The following is a 23212-nucleotide window of genomic DNA, read 5'->3' as shown; positions in this document are numbered from 1 at the left end:
TACCGTTGGACACCTTCCCGCACCGGAGCCGCCATGATCCCCGACCTTTCCCAGATCGAAACCGCCACGCTCGGCCATTTCCTGACCACCGGGTTCATGTCGCCCGCGATCCAGGCGCTGATCCCGGGCACGCGGATCTGGGGCCCGGCGCTGACCGTGCGGCTGCCCGGGCTCGACGGGTCGGCGCTGGTCGAGGCGCTTCTCGGTCGCCGAGCCGGGCGAGGTGATCGTGATCGACCGCTGCGGTGACCTGCGCCATGCCTGCTTCGGCGCGGTGACGGCGCAGGCCGCCCATGCCCGTGGCGTCGCCGGGGTGGTGATCGACGGCTTCGTCACCGACCTGTCGGCGCTGCTCGCGCTCGGCCTGCCGGTCTGGTGCCGGGGACGCTCGCCGATCACCACGCGCAACCGGCAGATGTCGGGCCATGTCGGTGGCACCGTCACCTGCGGCGGCTCGATGGTGGGGCGCGGCGACATCATCCTTGCGGATGAAAGCGGGGTGGTCGTGCTGGACCCCGAGACCGTGGCCGAGAACGCGGCCATCGCGCTGAAGATGCAGCAAGATGAAATCGACATCCTCCGCCGGTTGCAGGCGGGGGAGACGCTGAAGGCGATCAACGCCCAGACGAAGCCCGAAGACGACGGGACGCGGCGCCGCTTTCTGAACCTGAACTTCCGACAACAGTGAGGTGACCATGACCCTTTCCCTGAAGCAGATCCTGCTTTCCGGAGCGGCCGCGACGATGCTGGCCGTTCCCGCCCTGGCCGACAAGGCGAGCGATACGCTGAACGTGGCCTTCGCGCTGGAGCCGGAGCCCCTCGACACCTACAAGATCGCCGGGCGCGAGGGGCTGATCCTCGCGCGTCACGTCTATGACGGGCTGGTCTACAAGGACATGGACAGCGGCACCTTCAAGGGCCTGCTGGCCGAAAGCTGGAGCCAGCCCGATCCGCTGACGATGGAATTCATCCTGCGCAAGGGCGTGACCTTCCACAACGGCGCGGCTTTCACCGCGGATGACGTTGTGGGCACGCTGAACACGGTGATCAAGCCGGAATACGGCGCGCGCTACGCGATCTCGGTCGACTGGATTAAGTCGGTCGAGAAGGTCGACGATTACACCGTCCGCATCCATATGGCGAAGCCCTTCGCGGGCGCGATGGAGATGCTGGCCGGGTCGCTGCCGATCTATCCGCATGAGTATTTCGCGCAGGGCGGTTCGGCGGGCATGGCGAAGGCGCCGGTGGGGACCGGCCCCTACAAGCTGGTCGAACAGGATCCCGGCGTGCGCTATGTGCTGGAACGGTTCGACGGCATCTATCCCGAAAGCCCGAAGGCGGGCGCGACCATCGGCAGGATCGTCGTGCGCACCATGCCCGAGCTGAACACCCAATATGCGGAACTGATGTCGGGCAAGCTCGACTGGATGTGGCGCATCCCGCCGGATCAGGCGGCAAAGCTGCAATCCCGGGTGCAGGTGATTTCGGCGCCGATCATGCGGATTTCGTTCATCAACCTCGCGCCCACCGGGGACTCGCCGCTCAAGGATGTCCGCGTGCGTCAGGCGGTGGCCCATGCGATCAACCGCGAGGCGATCACCCGTGCCTTCGCGGGCGGCGCCTCGGAAACGCTCAGGGCGTTCTGCAACCCGGCGCAGTTCGGCTGTACCGATGATGTCGCGCAATACGGCTACGACCCGGAAAAGGCCAGGGCCCTGCTGGCCGAGGCGGGCTACAAGGACGGCCTGTCGCTGCCGATGACCTTCGCCGCCATGCCCCGCCCGGTGGCCGAGGCGATCGCCGCCGATCTGGCGAAGGTCGGCATCACCGTGCAGCTGGACGAGTTGCAATATGCCGCCGGTGTCACCCGCTGGCGCGACAAGCAGGCACCGGCCTTCTTCTCGAACTGGGGCAGCTATGGGGTGGGCGACGTGGCCTTCCTGTTGTCGAATTTCTTCGGCGGGGGTGCGGATGACCTGGTGCAGGATGCCGAGGTGACCGGCTGGTTGACCGAGGCCGATACCGCGACCGACCCGGACCTGCGCAAGGCCGATTACGCCAAGGCGCTGAACAGGATCGCCGATCAGGCATGGGTCGTGCCGATGTATAGCTTCAACGTCAACTACGGCCTGTCGAAGGATCTGAGCTTCACGCCCTATCCCGACGAATTCGCCCGGTTCTGGCAATCGTCCTGGAAGTGACCGCTGTCCCAGCCCGGGGGGCCGCCGTGCCCCCCGCCGCAAGGAGGTTCCCATGTTCGTCTATCTGCTGCGCCGTCTGGTGGTGGCGCTGTGCGTCTGCATCGCGGTGTCGCTGCTCAGCTTCGGGCTGATGTTCGCCGTCGGCGATCCGGCGGTGGCCATCGCGGGGTCGGGCGGGTCGGCACAGGACGCCGCGGCGATCCGCATCGCCTATGGCTTCGACCGGCCCTTCCTGGTGCAATATCTGGACTGGGTTCTGCGCGTGCTGCGCGGCGATTTCGGCCAGAGTATCTATTTCAACATGCCGGTGACCGAGATCATCGCCGCGCGCCTGCCGGTGACGATGTGGCTGGGCGTGCTGTCCTTCGTGCTGGCGCTGTTGGTGGCGCTGCCCCTGGGTATTCTGGCGGCGCTGAAGCCGAACGGGATCATCGACCGGCTGGCGCTTCTGCTCGCCGTGACCGGGCAGGCTGTGCCGAGCTTCTGGCTCGGGCTGATGGCGATCGTGGTCTTCGGCGTCTGGTATGGGCTGGTGCCGACCTCGGGCACGGATGTCTGGCAGGGCTATATCCTGCCGGTGGTGGTGCTGGCCTATTCGGCGATGCCGGCGATGATGCGGATCACCCGATCCGGCATGATCGACGTTCTGGGCACCGATTACATCCGCACGGCGCAGGCGAAGGGGCTGCCGATGTGGCAGGTGATCACCGGGCATGCGCTGCGCAATGCGATCCTGCCGCTGGTGTCGCTGGCGGCGGTGCAGCTGGGGGTGCTGCTGTCGGGCTCGATCGTGATCGAGAGCGTCTTTGCCCTGAACGGCCTTGGCCGTCTGGCCTGGGAGTTGCTGCTGCGCGCGGATCTGCCGGTGGTGCAGGCGATCATCCTGATCCTGTCGCTCGTCTATGTCGTGCTGACGACGGCGGGTGATCTCGTCAACGCGTGGCTCGATCCGCGCATCCGGGGGGCACGCTGATGGCGGTTCGGGGAAGGGGTGCGCTGATCGCCGGTGGCGGGGTGGTGGTGCTGATCGCGCTGGTCGCGCTGCTGGCGCCGTTGATCGCGCCACATGACCCCTATGCGCAGGATCTGACGCGGCGCGTGCTGCCGCCGTTCTGGATGCCGGGGACGGATCCGGCGCATTGGCTCGGCACCGACCATCTGGGCCGGGACTACCTGTCGCGGCTGATCTATGGCGCGCGGATCTCGCTCGGCGTCGGGTTCGGGGTGGTGGCGGTTTCGGCGGTGATCGGGGTTTCGCTCGGCTTGATCGCGGGTTATTTCGGCGGGCTGGCGGATATGGCGATCAGCTTTCTGATCACCACGCGGCTGTCGCTGCCCATCGTTCTGGTGGCGCTGGCGGCGGTGGCCTTTGCGGGGGCGTCTCTGACGACGCTGATCACCGTGCTGGGGCTGCTGCTGTGGGACAGGTTCGCGGTGGTGTCGCGGGCGGCGGCGCAGTCGCTGCGCTCGCGCGATTTCATCAAGGGCCTGCGCGCGATCGGGGCCGGTCAGGCACGGATCCTGTTCCTCGAAATCCTGCCCAACATGCGTTCCTCGCTCATCGTCGTGCTGACGCTGGAGGTGGCGAACGTGATCTTGCTGGAGGCGGCGCTGTCCTTCCTCGGGCTGGGGGTGCGGGCGCCCACGCCGTCCTGGGGGCTGATGATTTCGGAGGGGCGGGACAACATCCTGTTCGACCCCTGGCTGATCGCGCTGCCCGGCGCGGCGCTGTGCGTGCTGGTGCTGGCGGTGAACCTGCTGGGCGACGGGCTGCGCGACATCACCGGAGGGCGGCTGAAATGACCCTGCTCGATCTGCGCAACCTGCGCATCACCATCCCGACCGCGCGGGGCGATCTGAACGCCGTGCGCGGGGTGGATCTGACGCTCGCGGCGGGGGAGACGCTGTGCCTCGTGGGCGAATCCGGCTGCGGCAAGTCGCTCACCGCGATGACGCTGATAGGCCTCGGCCCGAAGATCGCGCGCACCACGGCGGACCGTTTCGGCCTGCTGGGGCAGGACATGGCCGGGCAGAAGCCGCGGGCCTGGAACGCGCTGCGGGGCAGGGGGCTGTCGATGATCTTTCAGGATCCGATGACCTCGCTCAACCCGACGCTGACGGTGGGGCGGCAGTTGACCGAAGGCGTGATCCGCACCGAGGGCCTTTCGCGCCGGGTGGCGGAGGCCCGCGCCATCGACCTGCTCGAACGGGTCGGCATCGCGCGGGCGGGGCAGCGGCTGGGGCAGTATCCGCATCAGTTCTCGGGCGGGCAGCGGCAGCGGCTGATGATCGCCATGGCGCTGATGAGCAATCCGAAATTCCTGATCGCGGATGAGCCGACGACGGCGCTCGACGTCACCATCCAGGCGCAGATCCTGACGCTTCTGGCGGGGTTGCAGCGCGATCTGGGGCTGGGGCTTTTGCTGATCACCCATGACCTTGGCGTCGTCGCTGCCATCGCCGACCGGGTGGCGGTGATGTATGCCGGCCGGATCGTCGAGGAAGGCCCCGCTGCGGCCATCTTTCGCGCTCCGGCGCATCCCTATACCGCCGGGTTGATGGCGGCGATCCCGGTGCCCGGGCGCACCCCGCGCGGCACGCCGCTGCCCGCGATTCCGGGCCGGGTGCCGGGGCTGATCGGGGCGGTCACCGGCTGCGCCTTCCGCGACCGCTGCGCCCGCGCCCTGCCGGTTTGCGCCGCCGCCGCCCCGCTGCAGACCCGCGCCGGGGGCCGGATGTTCGAATGTCAAAACCCGGAGGCCCTGTCATGACCGCCGTCCCGATGCTGGAACTCGATCATGTCGGCAAGCGGTTCCGGGTGGCGCAGGGCCTGTTCCGCCCGCCTGCGGTGCTGACCGCGCTCAACGACCTGTCGCTGAAGGTGATGCCGGGGGAGACGCTGGGCCTTGTGGGTGAATCCGGCTGTGGCAAGAGCACGGCAGTCAACATCATGCTGGGCCTTCTGGCGCCGGACGAGGGCAAGGTCTTCCTCGACGGGCGCGAGATCCGCACGATGGGCCTGGCCGAACGGGTGCGGCTGATCCAGCCGGTGTTCCAGGATCCCTATTCCTCGCTCAACCCGATGCGGCGGATCGCCGATCTGGTGGGGCAGCCGCTGCGCCTGCAAGGCCGCGATCCCGGCCCGGCGGTGCGCGAGATGCTGGACCGTGTGGGCTTTCCGCTGCGGCTTGCCGATGCCTATCCGGCGGAGCTTTCGGGCGGGCAGCGGCAGCGCGTGGCGATCGCCCGGGCGCTGATCACCCGGCCGAAGGTGCTGATCTGCGACGAACCGACCTCGGCGCTCGATGTCTCGGTTCAGGCGCAGGTGATCAACCTGCTGCTGGAACTGCGCGCGGAATTCGGCCTGACCATGATCTTCGTCAGCCATAACCTTGCCGTGGTCGAACACCTCTCCGACCGGGTTGCGGTGATGTATTTGGGCGAGAAGGTCGAGGAAGCCCCCGTCGCGCCGATCTTCGCGCGGGCCCGCCACCCCTACACCCGGGCGCTGCTTGGTGCGACGCTCTCGCCCGAGCCGGGCGCCGCGCTGCCCGAAATCGCGATGGGGCAGGGTAGCGCCGATCCGCTGGACCGTGGGCCCGGCTGCGGCTTCGCGCCGCGCTGCCCGCTGGCGACCGACACTTGCGCGGCGGCCCCCATCGGGCCGACACAGCAGGGCGATCACATGTTCCGCTGCCTGCATCCGCCCGGGTGATTATGGCAGCCATAGCTTCCGCCGCAATCTCGCAGGCGACAGATTGCGACGGAACGCGCACAGTGGGATAAACGACAAAACTCCATTCGACAGGGACACATCATGACCTTCAGCTTCCGCTGCCTTGCCGCCGCCGCGACCGTCCTGCTCAGCCTCACGACGGCGCAGGCCGACGATCTGGCCGACATCAAATCGGCCGGGGTGATCAACGTCGGCATCTTCCCCGATTTCCCGCCCTTCTCCTCGGTCGCGCCGGACATGAGCACCATCGGCTATGATGTCGATGTGGCCGATGACATCGCAAAGACGCTGGGCGTGAAGGTGAAGCTCGTTCCGGTCAACGGCCAGAACCGCATTGCCATGCTGAACGACAAGCGCGTCGATATGCTGATGAGCGTCGGCTATTCCGAGGAGCGCGCGAAGGCCATCGGCTTTGCCGCGCCCTATGCGCCCTATTACATCGCGGTGATCGGCCCGGCGGCGACCAAGGCCGAAGGCCCGGCGGATATGGCGGAGAAATCCATCGCCGTCCATCAGGGCACGCTGGAGGATACCTCGCTGACTGCGGCCGCGCCCGCTTCGGCCACGATCCGCCGCTTCCCGAACTATGCCGCCGTGATCCAGGCCTTCATCACCGGCCAGACCGACCTGATGGCGGTGGGCAACAACGTGGGCGCGCAGGTGCTGGAAAAGCAGGCGGCGCTGAAGCCCGAGGAGAAGTTCCAACTGATGTCCTCGCCTTCGCATATCGCCGTGCGCAAGGGCGAAGACGCGTTGAACGCCACGATTGCCGAAGTGGTCGCCAAGATGATCGCCGATGGCACGCTGAATGCCGCGTCGGAAAAATGGCTGAAGACGCCGCTGAAGGTTGAAAACCTGAAGCCCGCTCAGGAATGACCGACGCGCTGGATTTCGGCTGGCTGGAAACCGGTTACCGCGCCCTGCTGGAGGGCGCGGTGATGACGATCTGGCTGACGCTGTGCTCTACGGTGCTGGGGCTGGGGATCAGCATCCTCGGCGCGGCGGCGCGGCGGGGGCGGATCCGCTGGCTGCGCGCCGTGGTGGGGATCTATGTCGAGGCGATCCGCAACACGCCCTTCATCGTGCAGCTGTTCTTCATCTATTTCGGGCTGCCGGGGATCGGGATCAACCTCGATCCGATCACCGCGGCGATCCTTGCGATGACGCTGAACGTCGGCGCCTATGCCACGGAAATCGTTGCCGCCGGGCTGGATGCCGTGCCGGTGGGGCAGCGCGAGGCGGCGCAGGCGCTCGGCCTGCGGCCCCGGGTGGTGTTCCTGAAGGTCGTGCTGCCGCAGGCGCTGGCGGTGATCTTCCCCGCGCTGGCAAGCCAGGTGGTGATCACCATGCTCGACAGCGCGGTCGCCTCGCAGATCTCGGTGCGCGAACTGACGATGCGCGCCAACCTGATCCAGAGCGAGACCTTCCGCCCGTTCGAGACCTTCCTGATCGCGGCGGCGGTCTATCTGGTGCTGTCGGTCCTGCTGCGGCGGGTGATGACGCTTTGCGCGAAACGCTATCTGGGGGCGGGGCTGTCTTGATCGAATTCACGCTCTGGGATCTGCTGCGCAACCTGCTGTTCGCGGCGCGCTGGACGGTGCTGCTCTCGGTCGTCGCCTTCGTCGGCGGGACGGTGATCGGGCTGGCGGTGCTGTTCGCCCGGATCGCCAAGCGCAAGGCCCTGCGCCGCATGGCCGAGGGCTATATCGAGGTGTTCCAGGGCACGCCCTTGCTGCTGCAACTGTTCCTGATCTTTTTCGGCCTGCCGCAATTCGGGATCCGGCTCGAACCCTGGTCGGCGGCGGCGGTGGGGCTGACGCTCTATGCTTCGGCCTATCTGGGCGAAATCTGGCGCTCGGGCGTCGAGGCGCTGCCCTCGGGGCAATGGGACGCGGGGGCGAGCCTCGGGCTGAAACGCTGGCAGGAACTGCGGTTGATCATCCTGCCGCAGGCGTTCCGGATCACCCTTGGCCCGACGGTCGGGTTCCTCGTGCAGCTGATCAAATCCACCGCGCTCGCCTCGATCCTCGGTTTCGAGGAACTGGTCCGCACCGCCGATGCGCTCAACAATGCGACCTTCCAACCCTTCCGCGTCTACGGCCTCGTCGCGCTGATCTATTTCGTGCTGTGCTTCCCGCTGACCCGCTACGCGAAACGGCTCGAAACCCGTCAGGCCCGCGCCTGACCTCAATGGGGTATGGCCGGTTCAATAGGCTGCGCGACACCGACTTGACGGCGCCCCGAACGGACCGTGGTCACGCGCAGCCTGTGCATGCTGTCCTAAGGGCCGACATCGGCGCTCGACACGATGATCCAGTTGGCCGAGGAGGGCAGGACGATGCTTTGCGTCACCCACGAAATGGGCTTTGCGCAGGCCGTCGCGAACCGGGTGCCGACGGCCAGATCGTCGAGCAGCCCCCCCAGAGCGCACCAAGCAGTTCCTCAGGCATTGAGAGGCATTCAGATCACGGGCGCAACGCATTCGATCTCGATGTCGAAGGCGGGCCAGGCCGCGACTTCAAGACAGGTGCGCGCCGGAAAGCCATCCGGGAAATAGTCGCGATAGACCGAATTCATCTCACCGGTCAGGGCGTTGTCGACGATGTAGACCGTCACCTTCACCGCCCGCGCCAGCGACGAGCCACCGAAGGTGAGGGCGAATTCCAGCGAGTCCAGCGCGGCGCGGGTCTGCGCCCTGATGTCGCCGCGCACGATCTCTCCGGTGCGGTGGTCGATCGGCGGCATCCCGCAGGTGTAAAGCATCCCACCCGTCCGGACGAGCGCCGAAACCGGCGCGCCGATCCGGTGCAGCGTCTCTGAGATGACCGGGATATGGAGGATGATCCTGTCCATCGGGGGGCTCCTTTGCCGCAGATCCGGGCATTCTAGCGCAGGCGGTGGGAAAGCTCACGCCGCCCCGCGGATCGCAATCATAGGGCGGGCCTATCCGGCGCGGGTGGGGGCAAGGCAACAATCCGTCCGGTCCGCAGAGGCATGGTGTTCGCCCGGCGGCCGTGGCAAGGTGCCTCGGTTGATCTCTGCCGTGGGCCTCACGATGCCGACAGCAGGACCACCCCGAAGATCAGCACCCCGCAGCCGCCCAGCCGCCATGGCCCCACCGTCTCGCGCAGGATCAGCATCCCCATTAACGCGCCGACCATCATCGACATCTCGCGCATCGGCGCCACCACGCTCAGCGGCGCACCATCCGTCAGCGCCGCCAGCACGAGGATATAGGACAGCGGCGACAGCAGCCCGACTCCGAGCGCGGTCCCCCAATGCCCCCGCATCGCGCCGCGCGCCCGGAGCGGATCGGCCAGCACCAGCGGCAGCAGCAGCCCGAACCGCAACAGGTTCGATACCCAATCCAGCACCACCGGCGCGATGCCGAGGGCCTTGACCGCATAGGCATCCACCACCGTGTAGCCGGCGATCAGCCCGCCCGTCGCCGTGCCCCATCGTACCCCCGCCTGCCCGCCGGGGTGGGTGAAGGCGGCAAGCCGTCCCTGCGTGGCGATCAGCAGGATGCCGGTGACGACCAGCACAAGGCCCATACCTCTAGGCATTTCACCAAGGATCACGAAGGCGCCGATGCTCGACAGCATCGGCCCGGTCCCGCGCGCCACGGGATAGACAACAGACAGATCGGCCAGCTGATAGCCGCGTTGCAGGCACAGGCTGTAGGCCAGATGGATCAGCCCGCTGAGCAGCACGAAGCCGATGCCCGCCCCGGTCCAATGGATGCGGCCTTGCATCAGCAGCCACATCACCCAGGGCGCATAGGCGATGCAGGAGATCAGGTTGTAGGCAAAGACGAAGACCGGCCCGACCGGGGCCGCCCGTTTGGCCAGCAGGTTCCAACCGGCATGGATGAAGGCAGCGAGAACGACAAGAAATACCGAGGCAAGCGTCATGGAGACCCCCTTTGCGCCGGTTGGCGCGGTTGATCCCGACGTCTCCTCCCCTGGGCTTTTGTCCCTTGGGTGCAGCCGGGAACTCCCCGGTCTCTGCAACGCTCGGTCCTGCGGCGGATGCCCGGAACCCTGGTTGCCACTCAGTCGATGCCCTGACCTTAACCCGTGCCGGACAGGGGGATCAAGCCCGCTGGTCATCTGGCGGGGGGACGGGTTCCGGGCGATGCCTGACGGGTCCGGAATGCAGCCTTCGGTGATGATGTTCGGTGGTGGGGGCGCATGGCGATAGGCGGAGCCGGAATAGGTAGCGCGTGAACGTTTTTGCCCGGCGCCGGAGACTGACATCGGTGTTGATCGAATGGGAGAGCCTTCTCGTGGGAAAACCTATTCGGGACACTCCCGTAGGCGCACACCACGCCATCTTTCCCGCGCGTGGAGGGGACTATCCGATGATACGCGGCGAAATGGCCATTCATTATCCCCGCGCGCTGAGGGGATATGCAGCCGCCGCCCGTCGCAGCCAACACTCCTTTTCCCCGCACGCGGAGGGAGCATTGCAAGACAATAAGTCAAATCATCTGCCCCGCGCGAAGGGTACTACCGCCGCCGTGACGGATATTTGCGGCACTAACTCTTCGTCCCCATACGGGGGCATCGGGCGCAGGAAATGGCCAACGCCCCGGCGATCACTCTTCGTCCCCGCGCGCGGGGGCATCGGACGTCCTCGACCGTATTTACTGTCGCAAAATTCTTCTTCCCTGCACGGGGGAATCAATATCCGCAATCAACAGGTTGTCCACACCGCTCATCTTTCCCGCGTGAGGAGGGAAGATATTGGCGCGCGTCGGATCGGACACCATGCTTTTCCACGCGCGTGCCTTCCCGATGAGTGGCAAAGTCGCGGGGGCAATCGACGCGGGCATTTTCCGGAGAATTCAGCCCTCTACAGCCGCAGGATTCCGCTGCTGGCAGAAAGGGGCGGCCTGCGAGGACGGGCCAACCCGCAATCGTGCGCGGGCAACGGGGGATCAATCCACAGTGGCAGGTCGCACACGCGTTCACGCGTTGTTGGATCCTGTTGCTGACCATGGCGGGAGAGACCTGCCGAACAGGCAATAGCTTTATCCTGCCGCAATAGACTGTAGCCAGCGATAACCAAAACCCATACCTGCCGGGCGTGACGGGACACACCGCCTCACCCGGGTGACAGTTGCGATGGGTCAATAGGTCCGGATCAAGCCCACCAGCCGCCCCTGGACCTTCACCTGATCCTCGCGCAGCAAACGGGTCTCATAGGCCGGGTTTGCCGCTTCGAGCGCGATCATCCCGCCGCGCCGGAAATAGCGTTTCAGCGTCGCCTCGGCCCCCTCGACCAGCGCGACGACGATATCGCCATTGTCCGCCGTGGTCTGCTCCCGGATCACTACGACATCGCCATCGTTGATCCCGGCGTCGATCATCGAATCGCCCTTGACCTCCAGCGCGTAATGCTCGCCCCGGCCCGAAACCATCGGCCCCGGCACGGCGACGTGATGGGAGACCTCGGCGATTGCCTCGATCGGTACGCCCGCGGCGATCCGGCCCATGACCGGGATTTCGACCGCCCCGATCGCGGCGACGGGCAGAGCGCCACGCGGCGGATCTACCCGGTCGCCGGAGATCACCCGAGGGGCGAAACCGGGCGCCTTTTCCCCCGTTTCCAGCGCATCCGGCAGCTTGACGATTTCGATCGCGCGGGCGCGGTGGGCCAGGCGGCGGATGAAGCCGCGCTCCTCAAGGGCAGTGATCAAACGGTGAATCCCCGATTTCGAGCGCAGGTCGAGCGCATCCTTCATTTCGTCGAACGAGGGCGGTACCCCATCCCGTGCAACGCGTTTCTGAATGAAGTCCAGCAATTCCAATTGCTTGCGCGTCAGCATCCGGCAGGGCCCCGTGTTGTCGGTAATCTATTGTTCGCGCAAGGTTCTATCGGTGTTCCTGTTTCGTGTCAAGGGCTTCGGGCTTGACCCAAGGCGCCGCGCGGCATACAGGCCGCGCATGACCGAGGATCCGCAAACCCCCGCCTGGCGCAATTTCTATGGCCGCCGCTCCGGCAAGACGCTGAGGGCGAGCCAGAAGGCCTATCTGAGCGAAGATCTGGAGAGCCTGCGCCCGCGCGGCATCACGCGCGAGGAAAACCCGGCGCGCGATCCGGTCGATCCGGCGGCGATCTTCGGCAATGACAACCCCGCCTGGCTGGAAATCGGCTTTGGCGGCGGCGAGCATCTGGTCCATATGGCCGCGACCTATCCCGGCATCAACATCATCGGCGCGGAACCCTTCATCAACGGCGTCGCGATGCTGCTGGGCAAGATCCGGGCGGCGGGGGTCACCAATCTGGCCGTGCACCCGGGCGATGTGCGCGACCTGATGGATGTGTTGCCAGACGGCAGTATTTCCAGGGCCTTCCTGAATTATCCCGACCCCTGGCCGAAGGCGCGCCACCACCGGCGCCGCTTCGTCACGCCGGATTACCTGCTGCCGCTGCGCCGGATCCTGACTCCGGGCGCCGAATTCCGCGTGGCGACGGATATTCCGAGCTATATGGAGCAGGCGCTGGAAGAGGCGCCGAAGGCGGGCTTTGCCCTGACCGCGCATTCCGGCACGCCGTGGGGGGACTGGATCTCGACCCGCTACGAACAGAAGGCGCTGCGCGAGGGCCGGGTGCCCGACTACGCGACCTTCCGCCGCTGACCCCTTCCGGGGCGGCGCCGCATAGGCTAACAGGGGCCGACCAATTCAGGGAGGCGCCTCATGTCCGGCCACGGTGAACCAGTTCCGATGATCGCGCGCAGGGGCGCGGCCCTGTCCGGTGTGGCCGAGGTGCCGGGCGACAAATCCATTTCGCACCGGGCACTGATCCTGGGCGCGCTGTCGATCGGGCGGACGGAGATCACCGGCCTGCTGGAGGGGCAGGACGTTCTGGACACCGCGAAGGCGATGCGGGCCTTTGGCGCCACCGTCACGCGGCTGGGGCCGGGGCACTGGACGGTGGACGGTGTGGGCGTGGGTGGCTTTGCCGAGCCTGGGGACATCATCGACTGCGGCAATTCCGGCACCGGCGTGCGGCTGATCATGGGGGCGATGGCGACCTCTCCGGTCACGGCGACCTTTACGGGCGACGCCAGCCTGCGCAAGCGGCCGATGGGGCGGGTGACCGATCCGCTGGCGCTGTTCGGGACGCGGGCGGTGGGGCGCGCGGGCGGGCGGCTGCCGATGACGCTGGTCGGCGCGGCGGAGCCGGTTCCGGTGTGCTACACCACGCCGGTGCCCTCGGCGCAGGTGAAATCGGCGGTGCTGCTGGCCGGGCTGAACGCTCCGGGGCAGACCGTGGTGATCGAAAAGGAAGCGACCCGCGACCATACCGAACGGATGCTGCGCGGTTTTGGCGCCGATCTGACGGTGGAAGAAACGCCGGAGGGGCGGGTGATCACGCTTCAGGGCCAGCCCGATCTGACCGGGCAATCGGTGGCGGTGCCGCGCGATCCGTCTTCGGCGGCCTTCCCGGTCTGTGCCGCGCTGATCGTGCCGGGGTCGGAGATCCTGGTGCCGGGCGTCAGCCAGAACCCGACGCGCAACGGGTTGTTCACCACGCTGGTCGAAATGGGCGCCGACATCACCTTTGAGAACCCGCGCGAAGAGGGCGGCGAGCCGGTGGCCGATCTGCGCGTGCGGCATTCGCGCCTGCACGGGGTGGAGGTGCCGCCCGAACGCGCGGCCTCGATGATCGACGAATACCCTGTGCTGGCTGTGGTGGCGGCGACGGCCACGGGCGCCACCATGATGCGCGGGGTGAAGGAGTTGCGGGTCAAGGAATCCGACCGGATCGACGCCATGGCCCGGGGGCTGGAGGCCTGCGGCCTGCGGATCGAGGAGGATCAGGACACGCTGATCGTCCACGGACAGGACCGCATCCCGGGCGGCGCGACCTGCGCCACCCATATCGACCACCGGATCGCGATGAGCTTCCTCGTGCTCGGGCTGGTCAGCGACCTGCCGGTGACGGTGGATGACGGCAGCCCGATCGCGACCTCCTTCCCGGCGTTCGAGGATCTGATGCGTGGCCTCGGCGCCGATATTGGCCCGGTTACGCGGTGATCACCCGGCGGATGCGGTCCAGCACCGCCTCCGGGTCGATCCCCTCCGCATAGGATTGCAGCGCGGCGTTGTCCCAGTCCGACGGCGGGAAGGTCATGTCCTGCGGCGCGGCCACGGTCATTCCGGTGCCGATGCCGCCGCTCAGCACCCGCACCCGGGCGGCGCGCGTGGCGAACAGGCCGGGATCGGTCAGCGCCACGCAGGCGCAGCAGTCGTGCACCACCATCCCCCGATGGCCAAGCGTCTCGTAGAAGCCCACATAATCCAGCGACAGATCCCGCAGCAGCGCAAGATCGGGGCTCTCTGCGCCAAGCGCCTCGATCTCCGCCCGCGTCATCTCCACCCGCCGCGTCACGTCGAGCCCGATCGCCAATACCGGCCAGGGCGCGCCGAAGACCTCATCCGCCGCCTGCGCATCGCCGAAGATATTCGCCTCGGCGGCGGGGGTGACATTCCCCGGCACGGCAAAGGCGCCGCCCATCAGGATCACCTGTTTCACCAGCCCGGCGATCTCCGGCGCCTCGCGCAGCGCCAGCGCAAGGTTCGTCATCCGCGCGACGGCGACAAGGGTCACTTCACCCGGATGCGCCCGGACCAGATCAATGATCAGCCGATGCGCGGGGCGGGGATCGGGTGCGCCCACGGCCTCCGGCACGCCGATATTGCCCAGCCCGTCATGGCCGTGGATATGGACGGGCCAATGCTCGGTGCCACCCCGACCGAGCGGCCCGGCCGCGCCCTTCGCGACCGGCGCGGGGATGTGCCATTCCTGTTTGAGAAACAGCGCGTTGCGGGTGGTCAGCGACACCGGCGCATTGCCGAAGACGGTGGTGATCGCCAGCAGGTCCACCTCCGGGTGGCGGTGCAGGTAGTAAAGCGCGAGCGCGTCGTCCACGCCGGGATCGGTGTCGAAAATGACCTTGTGCATCGGGGCCTCCGTGTTTGTCCCGGCTTAGCCGTGCGGCGCGGTCACTTCAACTGGCTGTCCTTGGAGCCGCGCCGGTTGATGCCGCCGCGCGCCTGATGCCGGGTGTCGCGGGCCTTCTGGCAGTCGATGCAGAGCTTGACGCCGGGGATTGCGATGCGGCGGGCCTCGGGGATCTCCTCGCCGCATTCGGCGCATTCGGTCAGGCTTTCGCCCACCGGGGCGCGGCGGGTCTGCAACCGCTTCAATTCATCCTCGATCGAGGCGTCGATCTGTTCGTTCACCGCGCCGTCGCGCGCCCAGCCACCGGCCATGTCGCTCTCCTTTCCCCCAACTTAGCGCGCGATCCCGGCACCACAAGAGGGCCTGCCCAATGGTTCAGCATCGCGCGGGTCCGGCGCCCGGAAACCGGGCGGATGCCTTGACAGGGCATGCCGAAGTGCTGAACCCTGAGGCAAAACAGGGAGACATCCATGGGTTACGCGACGGTCATCGGCCAGACGCGCTACCGCTTCGGCTCGCTCAAGGAGCTGCTGGCCCGGGCCACGCCGGAGCGGTCGGGCGACCAGCTGGCGGGGGTGGCGGCCGATGGGCCGGTCGAGCGGCTGGCGGCGCAGATCGCGCTGGCCGACCTGCCGCTGCGGGATTTTCTGGCAGAGGATATTCTGGGGGTCGAAGGCGATGAAATCACCGATCTGATCTTTGCCCGCCACGATGCCCGGGCCTTCGCGCCCGTCGCGCATATGACGGTGGGGGAGTTCCGCGAATGGCTGCTGTCGCCTGCGACCGGGCATGTGGCGCTGGAGGAGGTCAGCCCCGGCCTGACCCCGGAGATGGTCGCCGCCGTGAGCAAAATCATGCGGTTGCAGGATCTTGTTGCGGTGGCGGCGAAGCGGCGGGTGGTGACGCGGTTCCGCAATACGCTGGGCCTGCCCGGCCGGATGGCGACGCGCAACCAGCCGAACCATCCGACGGACGACAGCCGGGGGATCCTCGCCTCGGCGGTGGATGGGCTGATGATGGGGACGGGTGATGCGGTGATCGGCGTCAACCCGGCGACCGATACGGTCGAGGATTACACCCGCATCGTCACCCTGCTGGACGATCTTCGGCTGTCGCTGGACATCCCGACGCAGCACTGTTGCCTTGGCCATGTCACCGTGGCGATCGAGGCGATGGCCCAGGGCGCGCCGGTTGATCTGGTGTTTCAGTCCATCGCCGGATCACAAAAGGCAAACAAGGGGTTCGGCGTCGATCTTCATGTTCTGCGCGAAGCCTATGAAGCGGCGCTGGCGCTCAACCGTGGCACCATTGGCGACAATGTGATGTATTTCGAGACGGGTCAGGGCGCGGCGCTCTCGGCCAATGCGCATTTCGGCATGGATCAGCAGACGATGGAGACCCGCGCCTATGCCGTCGCGCGCGAATTCCGCCCGCTGCTGGTCAATACGGTGGTCGGCTTCATCGGACCGGAATACCTGTTCAATGGCAAGCAGATCATCCGGGCCGGGCTGGAGGACCACTTCTGCGGCAAGATGCTCGGCCTGCCGATGGGGGTGGATGTGTGCTATACGAACCACGCCGATGCCGATCAGGAGGATATGGACAGCCTGCTGATTTCGCTATGCGCGGCAGGGGTGAATTTCGTCATCGCGGTGCCGGGGGCGGATGACATCATGCTGAATTATCAAAGCCTTTCGGCCCATGATGCGGTGTTCGTGCGTGAAACGCTGGGCCGTCCGCCCGCGCCGGAATTCGCCGCCTGGCTGGAACGGATGGGTGTGCTGGACGCGGGGGGACGGATGTCGGATGGTGCCGCGCTGATCGACCGGCTGCGCGGCGTGCCGCTGCTGGAGGCCGCATGACCTTGCCCGCACCCTTGGCCGCGCGGCTGCGCGCGATGACGGCGGCGCGGGTGGCGCTTGGCCATTCGGGTTCCGGCCTGCCGACGCGGGCGGCGCTGGCCTTCGCGCTCGACCATGCCCGCGCGCGGGAGGCGGTCTGGTCCGACATGAACCTGCCCGCCCTGCGCGCGGCTTTTGCCGGCTATCCGACCGCCACGGTGGCGAGCGCAGCGCCAGACCGCGCCGCCTACGTCCGGCGTCCGGATCTGGGCCGCAGGTTGGCGCCGGGCGCAGTGCTCGACCTGCCGAAATCGGATCTGGTGATCGTGGTGGCCGATGGGCTTTCGGCGACGGCGGTGGATGCCCATGCGGCAACCGTGGTGGCCGCGCTACAGGCGCTGCGCGAAACACCCGCGCCGGTGGTTCTGGCGGAGCGGGGCCGGGTGGCGATTGGCGACGACATCGGCGCGGCGGTGGGGGCGGAGGCGGTCGTCCTGCTGATCGGCGAAAGGCCGGGCCTGTCCGCCGCCGACAGCCTGGGCGCCTATGTCACCTGGGCGCCGGAGCCCGGTCTGCCCGACAGCCGCCGCAACTGTATCTCCAACATCCGCCCCGGCGGGCTGGACCCGGAGGAAGCGGCGCATCGGATCGCGGGCCTGCTGGCACAGATGCGCCGGGCCCGGATTTCGGGCGTGGCCCTGCCGCGCGCGGTGCCGATCGCCGGAGAGACCGGCCCCGCGCAGATCGGTTAGCGCAGCCGCGCCGCCAGACGGTCGAGATAGGTGGCGAGCAGGGCGGCGGCGGCGGCTTTGCTGTCCGCCTCGACATAGCAGCGGAATTCCGGCGCATTGCCCGAGGCCCGCAGATGCACCACCGCGCCATCGGCCAACGTCGCACGCAACCCATCCGTCAGATCGACCAACTCCACCCGGCGCGGGGTGAAGAACTGATCGCGCCGGACCGGATCGTCCTTCAGCTCGGCGATCAGCGCCTGCGCGTTCTGGGTCGGGATCTCGGTCAGCCGGTCGGCGGCGGTGAAGCGCGGCGGCAGGGCGGCGACCAGATCGGCGAGGCTCAGCCCGGCGGCCTTCGCGGCGGCCAGCGGCGCAACGATCGGCAGCACGCAGTCCCGTGTCATCAGCGGCGCAAGCGGCCCCGCCGGTCCCTGCGCGGCAAAGCCCAGCAGGAAGCCGCCGTTCGCCTCATAGCCCACCACGGCGCCGGTCTCCTCCTCCATCGCGGCGATGACGAAGGGGGAGCCGATCCGCGTTTTCACGATCCGGCCGAAGCCCATCTCGTTGATCATGCTGTTCGAGGATACCGGCGTGCAGATCACCTCGGCGCCCAGGCTGCGCGCCGTCAGCGCCCCCAGAATGTCGCCCGGGATCACCTCGCCCGAGGCATCGGTGACCATCGGCCGGTCGGCATCGCCATCGGTCGAGACCAGCGCGTCGAGCGCATTGTCCCGGCACCATTGCGCGAAAAGGGTCCGGGTCACCGGATCCACCGCCTCGGTATCGACAGGGATGAAGGTTTCGGAGCGCGCCAGCGGCACCACCTCGGCGCCAAGCGCGGCCAGTACCTGCTTCAGGATCTCGCGCGCGACGGAGCTATGTTCATAGACCCCGATCCGCAGCCCGTTCAGCGCCACCGGACCATAGGCCGTGGCATAGCGCGCAACATAACGTGCCCCGGCCTGCGGATCGGCCTCTGCCGGACCCGCGCCGGTGCCGGGTGCCGTGCCGAGCGCGGCGAGGATCTTCGCCTCGTCGTCCTTGGTGATCTCCCCCGTCGGCACATAGAATTTCAGCCCGTTGCGGTCGGCCGGGATATGGCTGCCGGTGACCATCACCGCGCCACAGCCCGCCCCGATACAGGCCAGCGCCAGCGCGGGCGTGGGCAGCGCGCCAAGGTCGATCGCCCGCAGCCCGGCTTCGCGCACCGTCCGCAGCACCATCGCCGCGATGGCGGGCGAGGAGGGCCGGTAATCCTGCCCGACCATCACCGCCCCGCCTGTCGGGCAGGCGGCGATGAAGGCGCGGGTGTAATCCGCGACCAGTTCGGGTGTGAGTTCGACGACAAGGCCACGCAGGCCGCTGGTGCCGAATTTCGGGGCCATCATGCTCTCCTGTGATGCGTTGCCCCTCTATGGCCCGGGGGCCGGGGCGATGCAACTCAGGCGTTGAACAGGAAATGCAGCACGTCGCCGTCCTGAACTTCGTAAGTCTTGCCTTCGACACGGAATTTCCCGGCTTCCTTGGCGCCGGATTCTCCGTTGTATTTGACATAATCCTCATAGGCGACGGTTTCGGCGCGGATGAAGCCACGCTCGAAATCGCCATGGATCACGCCGGCGGCCTGCGGCGCCATCGTGCCCTTGCGGATTGTCCAGGCGCGGGCTTCCTTCGGCCCGACGGTGAAATAGGTCTCAAGGCCCAGCAATTCGTAGCCCGCGCGGATCAGCCGGTCGAGCCCCGCTTCGTGCAGGCCCAGTTCCTCAAGGAACATCACCGCTTCCTCGGCGTCGAGCTGGGAGATTTCCTCCTCGATCTTCGCGGAGATGATGACGATCCCGGCATGCTGCTCGGCGGCCATCTTCGCCACCGCTTCGGTCTTGCTGTTGCCGGTGGCGGCCGATGCCTCCTCGACGTTGCAGACATAGAGAACCGGCTTCGCGGTGAGCAGTTGCAGCATGCCCCATTGCTTGCGGTCATCCTCGGAGACCTTGACCGTACGGGCGGGCCTGCCCGATTCCAGCGCGGCCAGCGCGGCCTTCATCAGCCGTTCCTGATCCAGCGCGTCCTTGTCGCCACCCTTCACCTTGCGCGCGATGCCCTGAAGCCGCTTTTCGAGCGATTCCATATCGGCGATCATCAACTCGGTCTCGATCGTCTCGGCGTCGGCCACGGGGTCGATCCGGCCTTCGACATGGGTGATGTCGCCATCCTCGAAACAGCGCAGGACGTGGGCGATGGCATCGGTTTCGCGGATATTGGCCAGGAACTGGTTGCCCAGACCCTCGCCCTTCGACGCACCCTTCACGAGGCCCGCAATATCGACGAAGGTCATCCGCGTCGGGATGATCTGCTTCGAGCCGGCAATCTGCGCCAGCTTGTCGAGCCGCGGATCCGGCACCGCGACCTCGCCCACATTGGGCTCGATCGTGCAGAAGGGGAAGTTCGCGGCCTGTGCGGCGGCGGTTTTCGTCAGCGCGTTGAACAGCGTCGATTTGCCTACGTTCGGCAGGCCGACGATCCCCATCTTGAAGCCCATGATCCACTCCTGTCGAAATCTCGCCGCTTCATAGGCAAGCCGCGCCCGGCAGGCAATGCCCCCATTGATTTTCCCGCCCCCATGCCGCAAACCGGAGCCGAACAGAGAGGACGCGCACATGACCCGGATCGACGCCAAATTCGCCGCACTCAAGGCCGAGGGGAAGAAGGCCTTCGTAGCCTATCTGATGGCGGGGGATCCGGACATCGCCACCTCGCTCGCGGTGATGAAGGGGATGCCCGCGGCGGGGGTGGATGTGATCGAGCTGGGCATGCCCTTCACCGATCCGATGGCTGACGGCCCGACGATCCAGCATGCCGGGCAGCGCGCGCTCGACCATCACCAGACGCTTCAGCAGACGCTCGACATGGTGGCGGAGTTCCGCAAGGGCGACACGACCACGCCGGTGGTGCTGATGGGCTATTACAACCCGATCTATTCGCGCGGGGTCGAGAGCTTCCTGGCGGAGGCGGTGCGGGTCGGTATCGACGGGCTGATCGTCGTCGATCTGCCGCCCGAGGAGGACGTGGAACTGTGCCTGCCCGCGCAGGCGGCGGGGATCAACTTCATCCGTCTCGCCACGCCGACGACCGATGACAAGCGCCTGCCGAAGGTGCTCCAGAACACCTCGGGCTTCGTCTATTACGTCTCGGTCACCGGGATCACCGGCGCGCAGGCGGCGCAGGCCGATGCCGTCGGTCCCGAGGTCGCGCGGATCAAGGCGCAGACCGACCTGCCGGTGGTGGTGGGCTTCGGCATCAACTCGCCCGAGGCGGCGCGGACCATCGCCGGGGTGGCGGATGGCTGCGTGATCGGTTCGGCGATCGTCAAGCTGATCGGCGAGGGGTGCCCGGTGGACGAGGTTCTGGCCCGGGTGGCGGAACTGGCGGGCGGTGCTCACGCCGCCTGACGCGCGTTGACTTGACCCATTCCCGGGCGTAGGGCGGACCCAACAGGAGGTTCGCCATGCCCGTCATCACCTGCATTCAGGATCTGAAGGATCTGCACCGCAAGCGCACGCCGAAGATGTTCTACGACTATTGCGAGAGCGGCGCCTATACCGAGCAGACCTTCCGCGAGAACACTTCGGATTTTGCGAAGATCCGGCTGCGGCAGAAGGTGGCGGTGGATCTGCGGGACCGCTCGACGGCGGGGGAGATGCTGGGCCGCAAGGTGACCATGCCGCTCGCGCTCAGCCCCGTTGGCATGACCGGGATGCAGCGCGCGGATGGCGAGATCAAGGCCGCCCGTGCGGCGGCGAAATTCGGCGTGCCCTATACGCTCTCCACCATGTCGATCTGTTCGATCGAGGATGTGCATGCCGCCTCGCCCGAGCCGTTCTGGTTCCAGCTTTACGTTATGAACGACGCGGAATTCGTTGATAACATTATAGAACGGGCGCGCAAGGCGCAGTGTTCGGCGCTGGTCCTGACGCTGGATCTGCAAATCCTCGGCCAGCGGCACAAGGATCTGAAGAACGGGCTGTCGGCGCCGCCGCGGCTCACGCTGCCGAATATCGTCAACATGGCGACGAAGGTGCAATGGGGGCTGGAGATGCTTCAGACGCCCCGCCGGTTCTTTGGCAATATCGTCGGCCATGCGAAGGGGGTGTCGGATGCCTCCTCGCTGGTGAACTGGACGAACGAGCAGTTCGACCCCTGCCTTGATTGGGCCAAGGTCGCGCGGATCCGCGATCAGTGGGGCGGGAAGTTCATCCTCAAGGGCATCAACGACGCCGAAGATGCCAGAATCGCAGCGGATTTCGGCGCCGATGCGATCGTGGTGTCGAACCACGGCGGGCGGCAGTTGGACGGGGCGATGACCACGATCCGGATGTTGCCCTCGATCCTCAAGGCGGTGGATGGCCGCTGCGAGGTCTATATCGACAGCGGCATCCGGCAGGGGCAGGACATCCTCAAGGCGCTGGCCCTTGGCGCCACCGGCACGATGATCGGCCGCGCCTATATCCACGGTCTGGGCGCGATGGGGCAGGAAGGTGTCGAGGCCGCGCTGAATGTGCTGCGCAAGGAGCTCGACATCTCCATGGCGCTGTGCGGCGAGCGCGACGTGAGGAACCTGCGGCGCGAGAACCTGCTGATCCCGGACGGGTTTTTCGACACTTACGCCTGACGGGTCAGGCGGCGCAGCGACAGAAGGATCGTCGCCACCACCAGCGCCACCACGGCAAAGGCCGCGCGCAGGCCAATGGCCTGCGCCATCAACCCCATCACCACGGGGCCGATGAAGAAGCCGGTGAAGCCGATCATCCAGGCGCGCGAAATCGCCAACCCGATCTGCGCCGGTGCCACCCGGCGGCCCAGCAGCGAATTGGCCGAGGGCACCAGCACCGCGATCCCCGCGCCGATGATGCCGACACCCAGCACCGCACCCCATTGCACCGGCGCCAGCCCCACCATCAGCGCGCCGATTGCCGCCAGCACCGCCGACCCCGCAACCAGCCGCGCCTCGCCCACCCGCGCCGCCAGCATCTGCCCCGCCATCCGGCCGATCCCCATCGTCAGCCCCATCGTCGCCGGGCCAAAGGCACCTTCGCCCGGGCGCGTGGCGAAGGTGCGTTCGATATGCAGCGCGGACCAGCTTTCGGTGGCGTTCTCTGTCACGAAGGCCGCGAACAGGATCGCCGCCGCTGGCCAGACCACGGGCCAGGGCGTGCGGCCGCCCGCCGTGTCGGCGGGGAGAAGGGGCACCTGCCGCTCGATCATCATCGCCGCCGCCAGAACCAGCAGCAGTGCCATCGCCGGCTGGATCTGCTCGGGGCCAAAGCCCGCCCGCTGCGCCGCGCCCACCGCCAGCGCGGCGGCGGCAAAGCCAAAGGAATAAAGCGCGTGGTTGTAGTTCATCAGGGGCAGGGCGGTTTCGGATTCGCGCTCGGACACCCGGACATTGACGTTGATGTCCAGCGTCGCCATCGACGCCCCCATGACCACCAGCGCCACCCCCATCGTCGCCGCCGACTGGATCATCAGCGGCAAAATCGCCGCGATGGCCAGCACGCTCCCCGTGACCGGCAGCGTTGCCGCCCCCCAGAATGCGCCGGATCCGCGGCGCCAGCGCCATCGCCGTCATGCCGCCGATTGCCGTGCAAAGCAGCACCATCCCCATCTGCGCATCGTTGACCCCGGCGCGCAGCTTGAATTCCGGGATCTGCGCCGCGAAGGCGC

Annotated in this window: 24 protein-coding genes and 1 pseudogene; 17 read left to right on the top strand and 8 right to left on the bottom strand. The window is 67.2% G+C overall.

The window, feature by feature from the left end; genetic code table 11:
• Window positions 1-33: 33 nt before the first annotated feature.
• The 11 genes and pseudogenes from QM789_RS11705 to QM789_RS11655 all read left to right on the top strand — a co-directional run.
• On the top strand, window positions 34-249 hold the full coding sequence (locus QM789_RS11705) for a hypothetical protein (RefSeq protein WP_420352074.1): 216 nt from the start codon (window positions 34-36) through the stop codon (window positions 247-249).
• A complete protein-coding gene (locus QM789_RS11700; protein WP_420352073.1) occupies window positions 230-688 on the top strand; it encodes an RraA family protein in 459 nt (152 codons plus the stop codon). Before QM789_RS11705 ends, QM789_RS11700 begins: the two co-directional genes overlap by 20 nt.
• 7 nt (window positions 689-695) lie before the next feature.
• The gene (locus tag QM789_RS11695) at window positions 696-2201 is read left to right on the top strand and encodes an ABC transporter substrate-binding protein (protein ID WP_420352072.1); all 1506 of its coding nucleotides are present in this window, start codon (window positions 696-698) and stop codon (window positions 2199-2201) included.
• A 52-nt stretch (window positions 2202-2253) separates the two neighbouring features.
• Window positions 2254-3174: an ABC transporter permease gene (locus QM789_RS11690; protein ID WP_420352071.1), complete on the top strand. Its 921-nt coding sequence runs from the start codon at window positions 2254-2256 to the stop codon at window positions 3172-3174.
• On the top strand, window positions 3174-4004 hold the full coding sequence (locus QM789_RS11685) for an ABC transporter permease (RefSeq protein WP_420352070.1): 831 nt from the start codon (window positions 3174-3176) through the stop codon (window positions 4002-4004). Before QM789_RS11690 ends, QM789_RS11685 begins: the two co-directional genes overlap by 1 nt.
• On the top strand, window positions 4001-4972 hold the full coding sequence (locus tag QM789_RS11680; protein ID WP_420352069.1) for an ABC transporter ATP-binding protein: 972 nt from the start codon (window positions 4001-4003) through the stop codon (window positions 4970-4972). Before QM789_RS11685 ends, QM789_RS11680 begins: the two co-directional genes overlap by 4 nt.
• The gene (locus QM789_RS11675; RefSeq protein WP_420352068.1) at window positions 4969-5916 is read left to right on the top strand and encodes an oligopeptide/dipeptide ABC transporter ATP-binding protein; all 948 of its coding nucleotides are present in this window, start codon (window positions 4969-4971) and stop codon (window positions 5914-5916) included. The genes QM789_RS11680 and QM789_RS11675 overlap by 4 nt, the downstream gene beginning before the upstream one ends.
• A gap of 102 nt (window positions 5917-6018) precedes the next feature.
• Window positions 6019-6813: a transporter substrate-binding domain-containing protein gene (locus tag QM789_RS11670; RefSeq protein ID WP_420352067.1), complete on the top strand. Its 795-nt coding sequence runs from the start codon at window positions 6019-6021 to the stop codon at window positions 6811-6813.
• Window positions 6810-7478, top strand: coding sequence for an amino acid ABC transporter permease (locus QM789_RS11665; protein ID WP_420352066.1), 669 nt, complete (start codon window positions 6810-6812; stop codon window positions 7476-7478). Before QM789_RS11670 ends, QM789_RS11665 begins: the two co-directional genes overlap by 4 nt.
• Window positions 7475-8122, top strand: coding sequence for an amino acid ABC transporter permease (locus tag QM789_RS11660; RefSeq protein ID WP_420352065.1), 648 nt, complete (start codon window positions 7475-7477; stop codon window positions 8120-8122). The genes QM789_RS11665 and QM789_RS11660 overlap by 4 nt, the downstream gene beginning before the upstream one ends.
• Before the next feature lie 114 nt (window positions 8123-8236).
• Window positions 8237-8329: pseudogene (locus QM789_RS11655) on the top strand (amino acid ABC transporter ATP-binding protein); the annotation flags it as partial.
• 68 nt (window positions 8330-8397) lie between these two features.
• On the opposite strand, the gene QM789_RS11650 reads toward QM789_RS11655, so the two are convergent.
• From QM789_RS11650 to lexA, 3 genes are all read right to left on the bottom strand, one after another.
• Window positions 8398-8790 carry a RidA family protein gene (locus QM789_RS11650; RefSeq protein ID WP_420352064.1) on the bottom strand — a complete coding sequence of 131 codons (393 nt, stop codon included), beginning with the start codon at window positions 8788-8790 and terminating at the stop codon, window positions 8398-8400.
• Window positions 8791-8987: 197 nt separating this feature from the next.
• Window positions 8988-9851: a multidrug DMT transporter permease gene (locus QM789_RS11645; protein WP_420352063.1), complete on the bottom strand. Its 864-nt coding sequence runs from the start codon at window positions 9849-9851 to the stop codon at window positions 8988-8990.
• Between the two features lie 1220 nt (window positions 9852-11071).
• Window positions 11072-11770 (bottom strand): transcriptional repressor LexA, encoded by a 699-nt coding sequence (gene lexA / locus QM789_RS11640; RefSeq protein ID WP_420352062.1) that lies wholly within the window; start codon window positions 11768-11770, stop codon window positions 11072-11074.
• A 118-nt stretch (window positions 11771-11888) separates the two neighbouring features.
• Between lexA and trmB the strand changes: the two genes are divergently transcribed.
• Together trmB and aroA are read left to right on the top strand one after the other, a co-directional pair.
• Complete coding sequence (trmB, locus tag QM789_RS11635) at window positions 11889-12584, top strand: tRNA (guanine(46)-N(7))-methyltransferase TrmB (protein WP_420352061.1); 696 nt, start codon at window positions 11889-11891, stop codon at window positions 12582-12584.
• A 60-nt stretch (window positions 12585-12644) separates the two neighbouring features.
• Window positions 12645-13988 (top strand): 3-phosphoshikimate 1-carboxyvinyltransferase, encoded by a 1344-nt coding sequence (gene aroA / locus QM789_RS11630; RefSeq protein ID WP_420352060.1) that lies wholly within the window; start codon window positions 12645-12647, stop codon window positions 13986-13988.
• On the opposite strand, the gene QM789_RS11625 is transcribed toward aroA, so the two are convergent.
• Both QM789_RS11625 and QM789_RS11620 read right to left on the bottom strand, forming a co-directional pair.
• Window positions 13978-14916, bottom strand: coding sequence for a nucleoside hydrolase (locus QM789_RS11625; RefSeq protein ID WP_420352059.1), 939 nt, complete (start codon window positions 14914-14916; stop codon window positions 13978-13980). The genes aroA and QM789_RS11625 overlap by 11 nt on opposite strands.
• A 41-nt stretch (window positions 14917-14957) precedes the next feature.
• Window positions 14958-15227, bottom strand: coding sequence for a DksA/TraR family C4-type zinc finger protein (locus tag QM789_RS11620; protein ID WP_420352058.1), 270 nt, complete (start codon window positions 15225-15227; stop codon window positions 14958-14960).
• Window positions 15228-15386: 159 nt separating this feature from the next.
• On the opposite strand from QM789_RS11620, the gene QM789_RS11615 reads away from it, so the two are divergent.
• Window positions 15387-16778, top strand: a complete 1392-nt coding sequence (locus QM789_RS11615; RefSeq protein ID WP_420352057.1) for an ethanolamine ammonia-lyase subunit EutB — start codon at window positions 15387-15389, stop codon at window positions 16776-16778.
• On the top strand, window positions 16775-17509 hold the full coding sequence (eutC, locus tag QM789_RS11610) for an ethanolamine ammonia-lyase subunit EutC (protein WP_420352056.1): 735 nt from the start codon (window positions 16775-16777) through the stop codon (window positions 17507-17509). The genes QM789_RS11615 and eutC overlap by 4 nt, the downstream gene beginning before the upstream one ends.
• On the opposite strand, the gene QM789_RS11605 is transcribed toward eutC, so the two are convergent.
• Together QM789_RS11605 and ychF are read right to left on the bottom strand one after the other, a co-directional pair.
• Complete coding sequence (locus QM789_RS11605; protein ID WP_420352055.1) at window positions 17506-18876, bottom strand: phosphomannomutase; 1371 nt, start codon at window positions 18874-18876, stop codon at window positions 17506-17508. The two genes, eutC and QM789_RS11605, sit on opposite strands and share 4 nt — an antisense overlap.
• A 56-nt stretch (window positions 18877-18932) precedes the next feature.
• Entirely contained in the window at window positions 18933-20030 is a 1098-nt protein-coding gene (gene ychF, locus QM789_RS11600) for a redox-regulated ATPase YchF (protein WP_420352054.1), read from the bottom strand.
• 118 nt (window positions 20031-20148) lie between these two features.
• On the opposite strand from ychF, the gene trpA reads away from it, so the two are divergent.
• A complete protein-coding gene (trpA, locus tag QM789_RS11595) occupies window positions 20149-20940 on the top strand; it encodes a tryptophan synthase subunit alpha (protein WP_420352053.1) in 792 nt (263 codons plus the stop codon).
• Window positions 20941-20996: 56 nt separating this feature from the next.
• Window positions 20997-22160 carry an alpha-hydroxy acid oxidase gene (locus QM789_RS11590; RefSeq protein WP_420352052.1) on the top strand — a complete coding sequence of 388 codons (1164 nt, stop codon included), beginning with the start codon at window positions 20997-20999 and terminating at the stop codon, window positions 22158-22160.
• Here QM789_RS11590 and QM789_RS11585 read toward each other — a convergent pair.
• Entirely contained in the window at window positions 22151-23014 is an 864-nt protein-coding gene (locus QM789_RS11585) for an MFS transporter (RefSeq protein WP_420352051.1), read from the bottom strand. The genes QM789_RS11590 and QM789_RS11585 overlap by 10 nt on opposite strands.
• Window positions 23015-23212: the final 198 nt, after the last annotated feature.

This window comes from Paenirhodobacter sp. (assembly GCF_047600745.1).
GTDB lineage: Bacteria > Pseudomonadota > Alphaproteobacteria > Rhodobacterales > Rhodobacteraceae > Rhodobacter.
This window is presented reverse-complemented; position numbering and strand designations above follow the sequence as displayed.

Bases quoted from the DNA above. Each gene is read 5' to 3' on its own strand.
- QM789_RS11705 (WP_420352074.1), top strand. From the start codon at position 34: ATGATCCCCGACCTTTCCCAGATCGAAACCGCCACGCTCGGCCATTTC.
- QM789_RS11695 (WP_420352072.1), top strand. From the start codon at position 696: ATGACCCTTTCCCTGAAGCAGATCCTGCTTTCCGGAGCGGCCGCGACG.
- QM789_RS11690 (WP_420352071.1), top strand. From the start codon at position 2,254: ATGTTCGTCTATCTGCTGCGCCGTCTGGTGGTGGCGCTGTGCGTCTGC.
- QM789_RS11685 (WP_420352070.1), top strand. From the start codon at position 3,174: ATGGCGGTTCGGGGAAGGGGTGCGCTGATCGCCGGTGGCGGGGTGGTG.
- QM789_RS11680 (WP_420352069.1), top strand. From the start codon at position 4,001: ATGACCCTGCTCGATCTGCGCAACCTGCGCATCACCATCCCGACCGCG.
- QM789_RS11675 (WP_420352068.1), top strand. From the start codon at position 4,969: ATGACCGCCGTCCCGATGCTGGAACTCGATCATGTCGGCAAGCGGTTC.
- QM789_RS11670 (WP_420352067.1), top strand. From the start codon at position 6,019: ATGACCTTCAGCTTCCGCTGCCTTGCCGCCGCCGCGACCGTCCTGCTC.
- QM789_RS11665 (WP_420352066.1), top strand. From the start codon at position 6,810: ATGACCGACGCGCTGGATTTCGGCTGGCTGGAAACCGGTTACCGCGCC.
- QM789_RS11650 (WP_420352064.1), bottom strand. From the start codon at position 8,790: ATGGACAGGATCATCCTCCATATCCCGGTCATCTCAGAGACGCTGCAC.
- QM789_RS11645 (WP_420352063.1), bottom strand. From the start codon at position 9,851: ATGACGCTTGCCTCGGTATTTCTTGTCGTTCTCGCTGCCTTCATCCAT.
- lexA (WP_420352062.1), bottom strand. From the start codon at position 11,770: ATGCTGACGCGCAAGCAATTGGAATTGCTGGACTTCATTCAGAAACGC.
- trmB (WP_420352061.1), top strand. From the start codon at position 11,889: ATGACCGAGGATCCGCAAACCCCCGCCTGGCGCAATTTCTATGGCCGC.
- aroA (WP_420352060.1), top strand. From the start codon at position 12,645: ATGTCCGGCCACGGTGAACCAGTTCCGATGATCGCGCGCAGGGGCGCG.
- QM789_RS11625 (WP_420352059.1), bottom strand. From the start codon at position 14,916: ATGCACAAGGTCATTTTCGACACCGATCCCGGCGTGGACGACGCGCTC.
- QM789_RS11620 (WP_420352058.1), bottom strand. From the start codon at position 15,227: ATGGCCGGTGGCTGGGCGCGCGACGGCGCGGTGAACGAACAGATCGAC.
- QM789_RS11615 (WP_420352057.1), top strand. From the start codon at position 15,387: ATGGGTTACGCGACGGTCATCGGCCAGACGCGCTACCGCTTCGGCTCG.
- eutC (WP_420352056.1), top strand. From the start codon at position 16,775: ATGACCTTGCCCGCACCCTTGGCCGCGCGGCTGCGCGCGATGACGGCG.
- QM789_RS11605 (WP_420352055.1), bottom strand. From the start codon at position 18,876: ATGGCCCCGAAATTCGGCACCAGCGGCCTGCGTGGCCTTGTCGTCGAA.
- ychF (WP_420352054.1), bottom strand. From the start codon at position 20,030: ATGGGCTTCAAGATGGGGATCGTCGGCCTGCCGAACGTAGGCAAATCG.
- trpA (WP_420352053.1), top strand. From the start codon at position 20,149: ATGACCCGGATCGACGCCAAATTCGCCGCACTCAAGGCCGAGGGGAAG.
- QM789_RS11590 (WP_420352052.1), top strand. From the start codon at position 20,997: ATGCCCGTCATCACCTGCATTCAGGATCTGAAGGATCTGCACCGCAAG.
- QM789_RS11585 (WP_420352051.1), bottom strand. From the start codon at position 23,014: ATGATCCAGTCGGCGGCGACGATGGGGGTGGCGCTGGTGGTCATGGGG.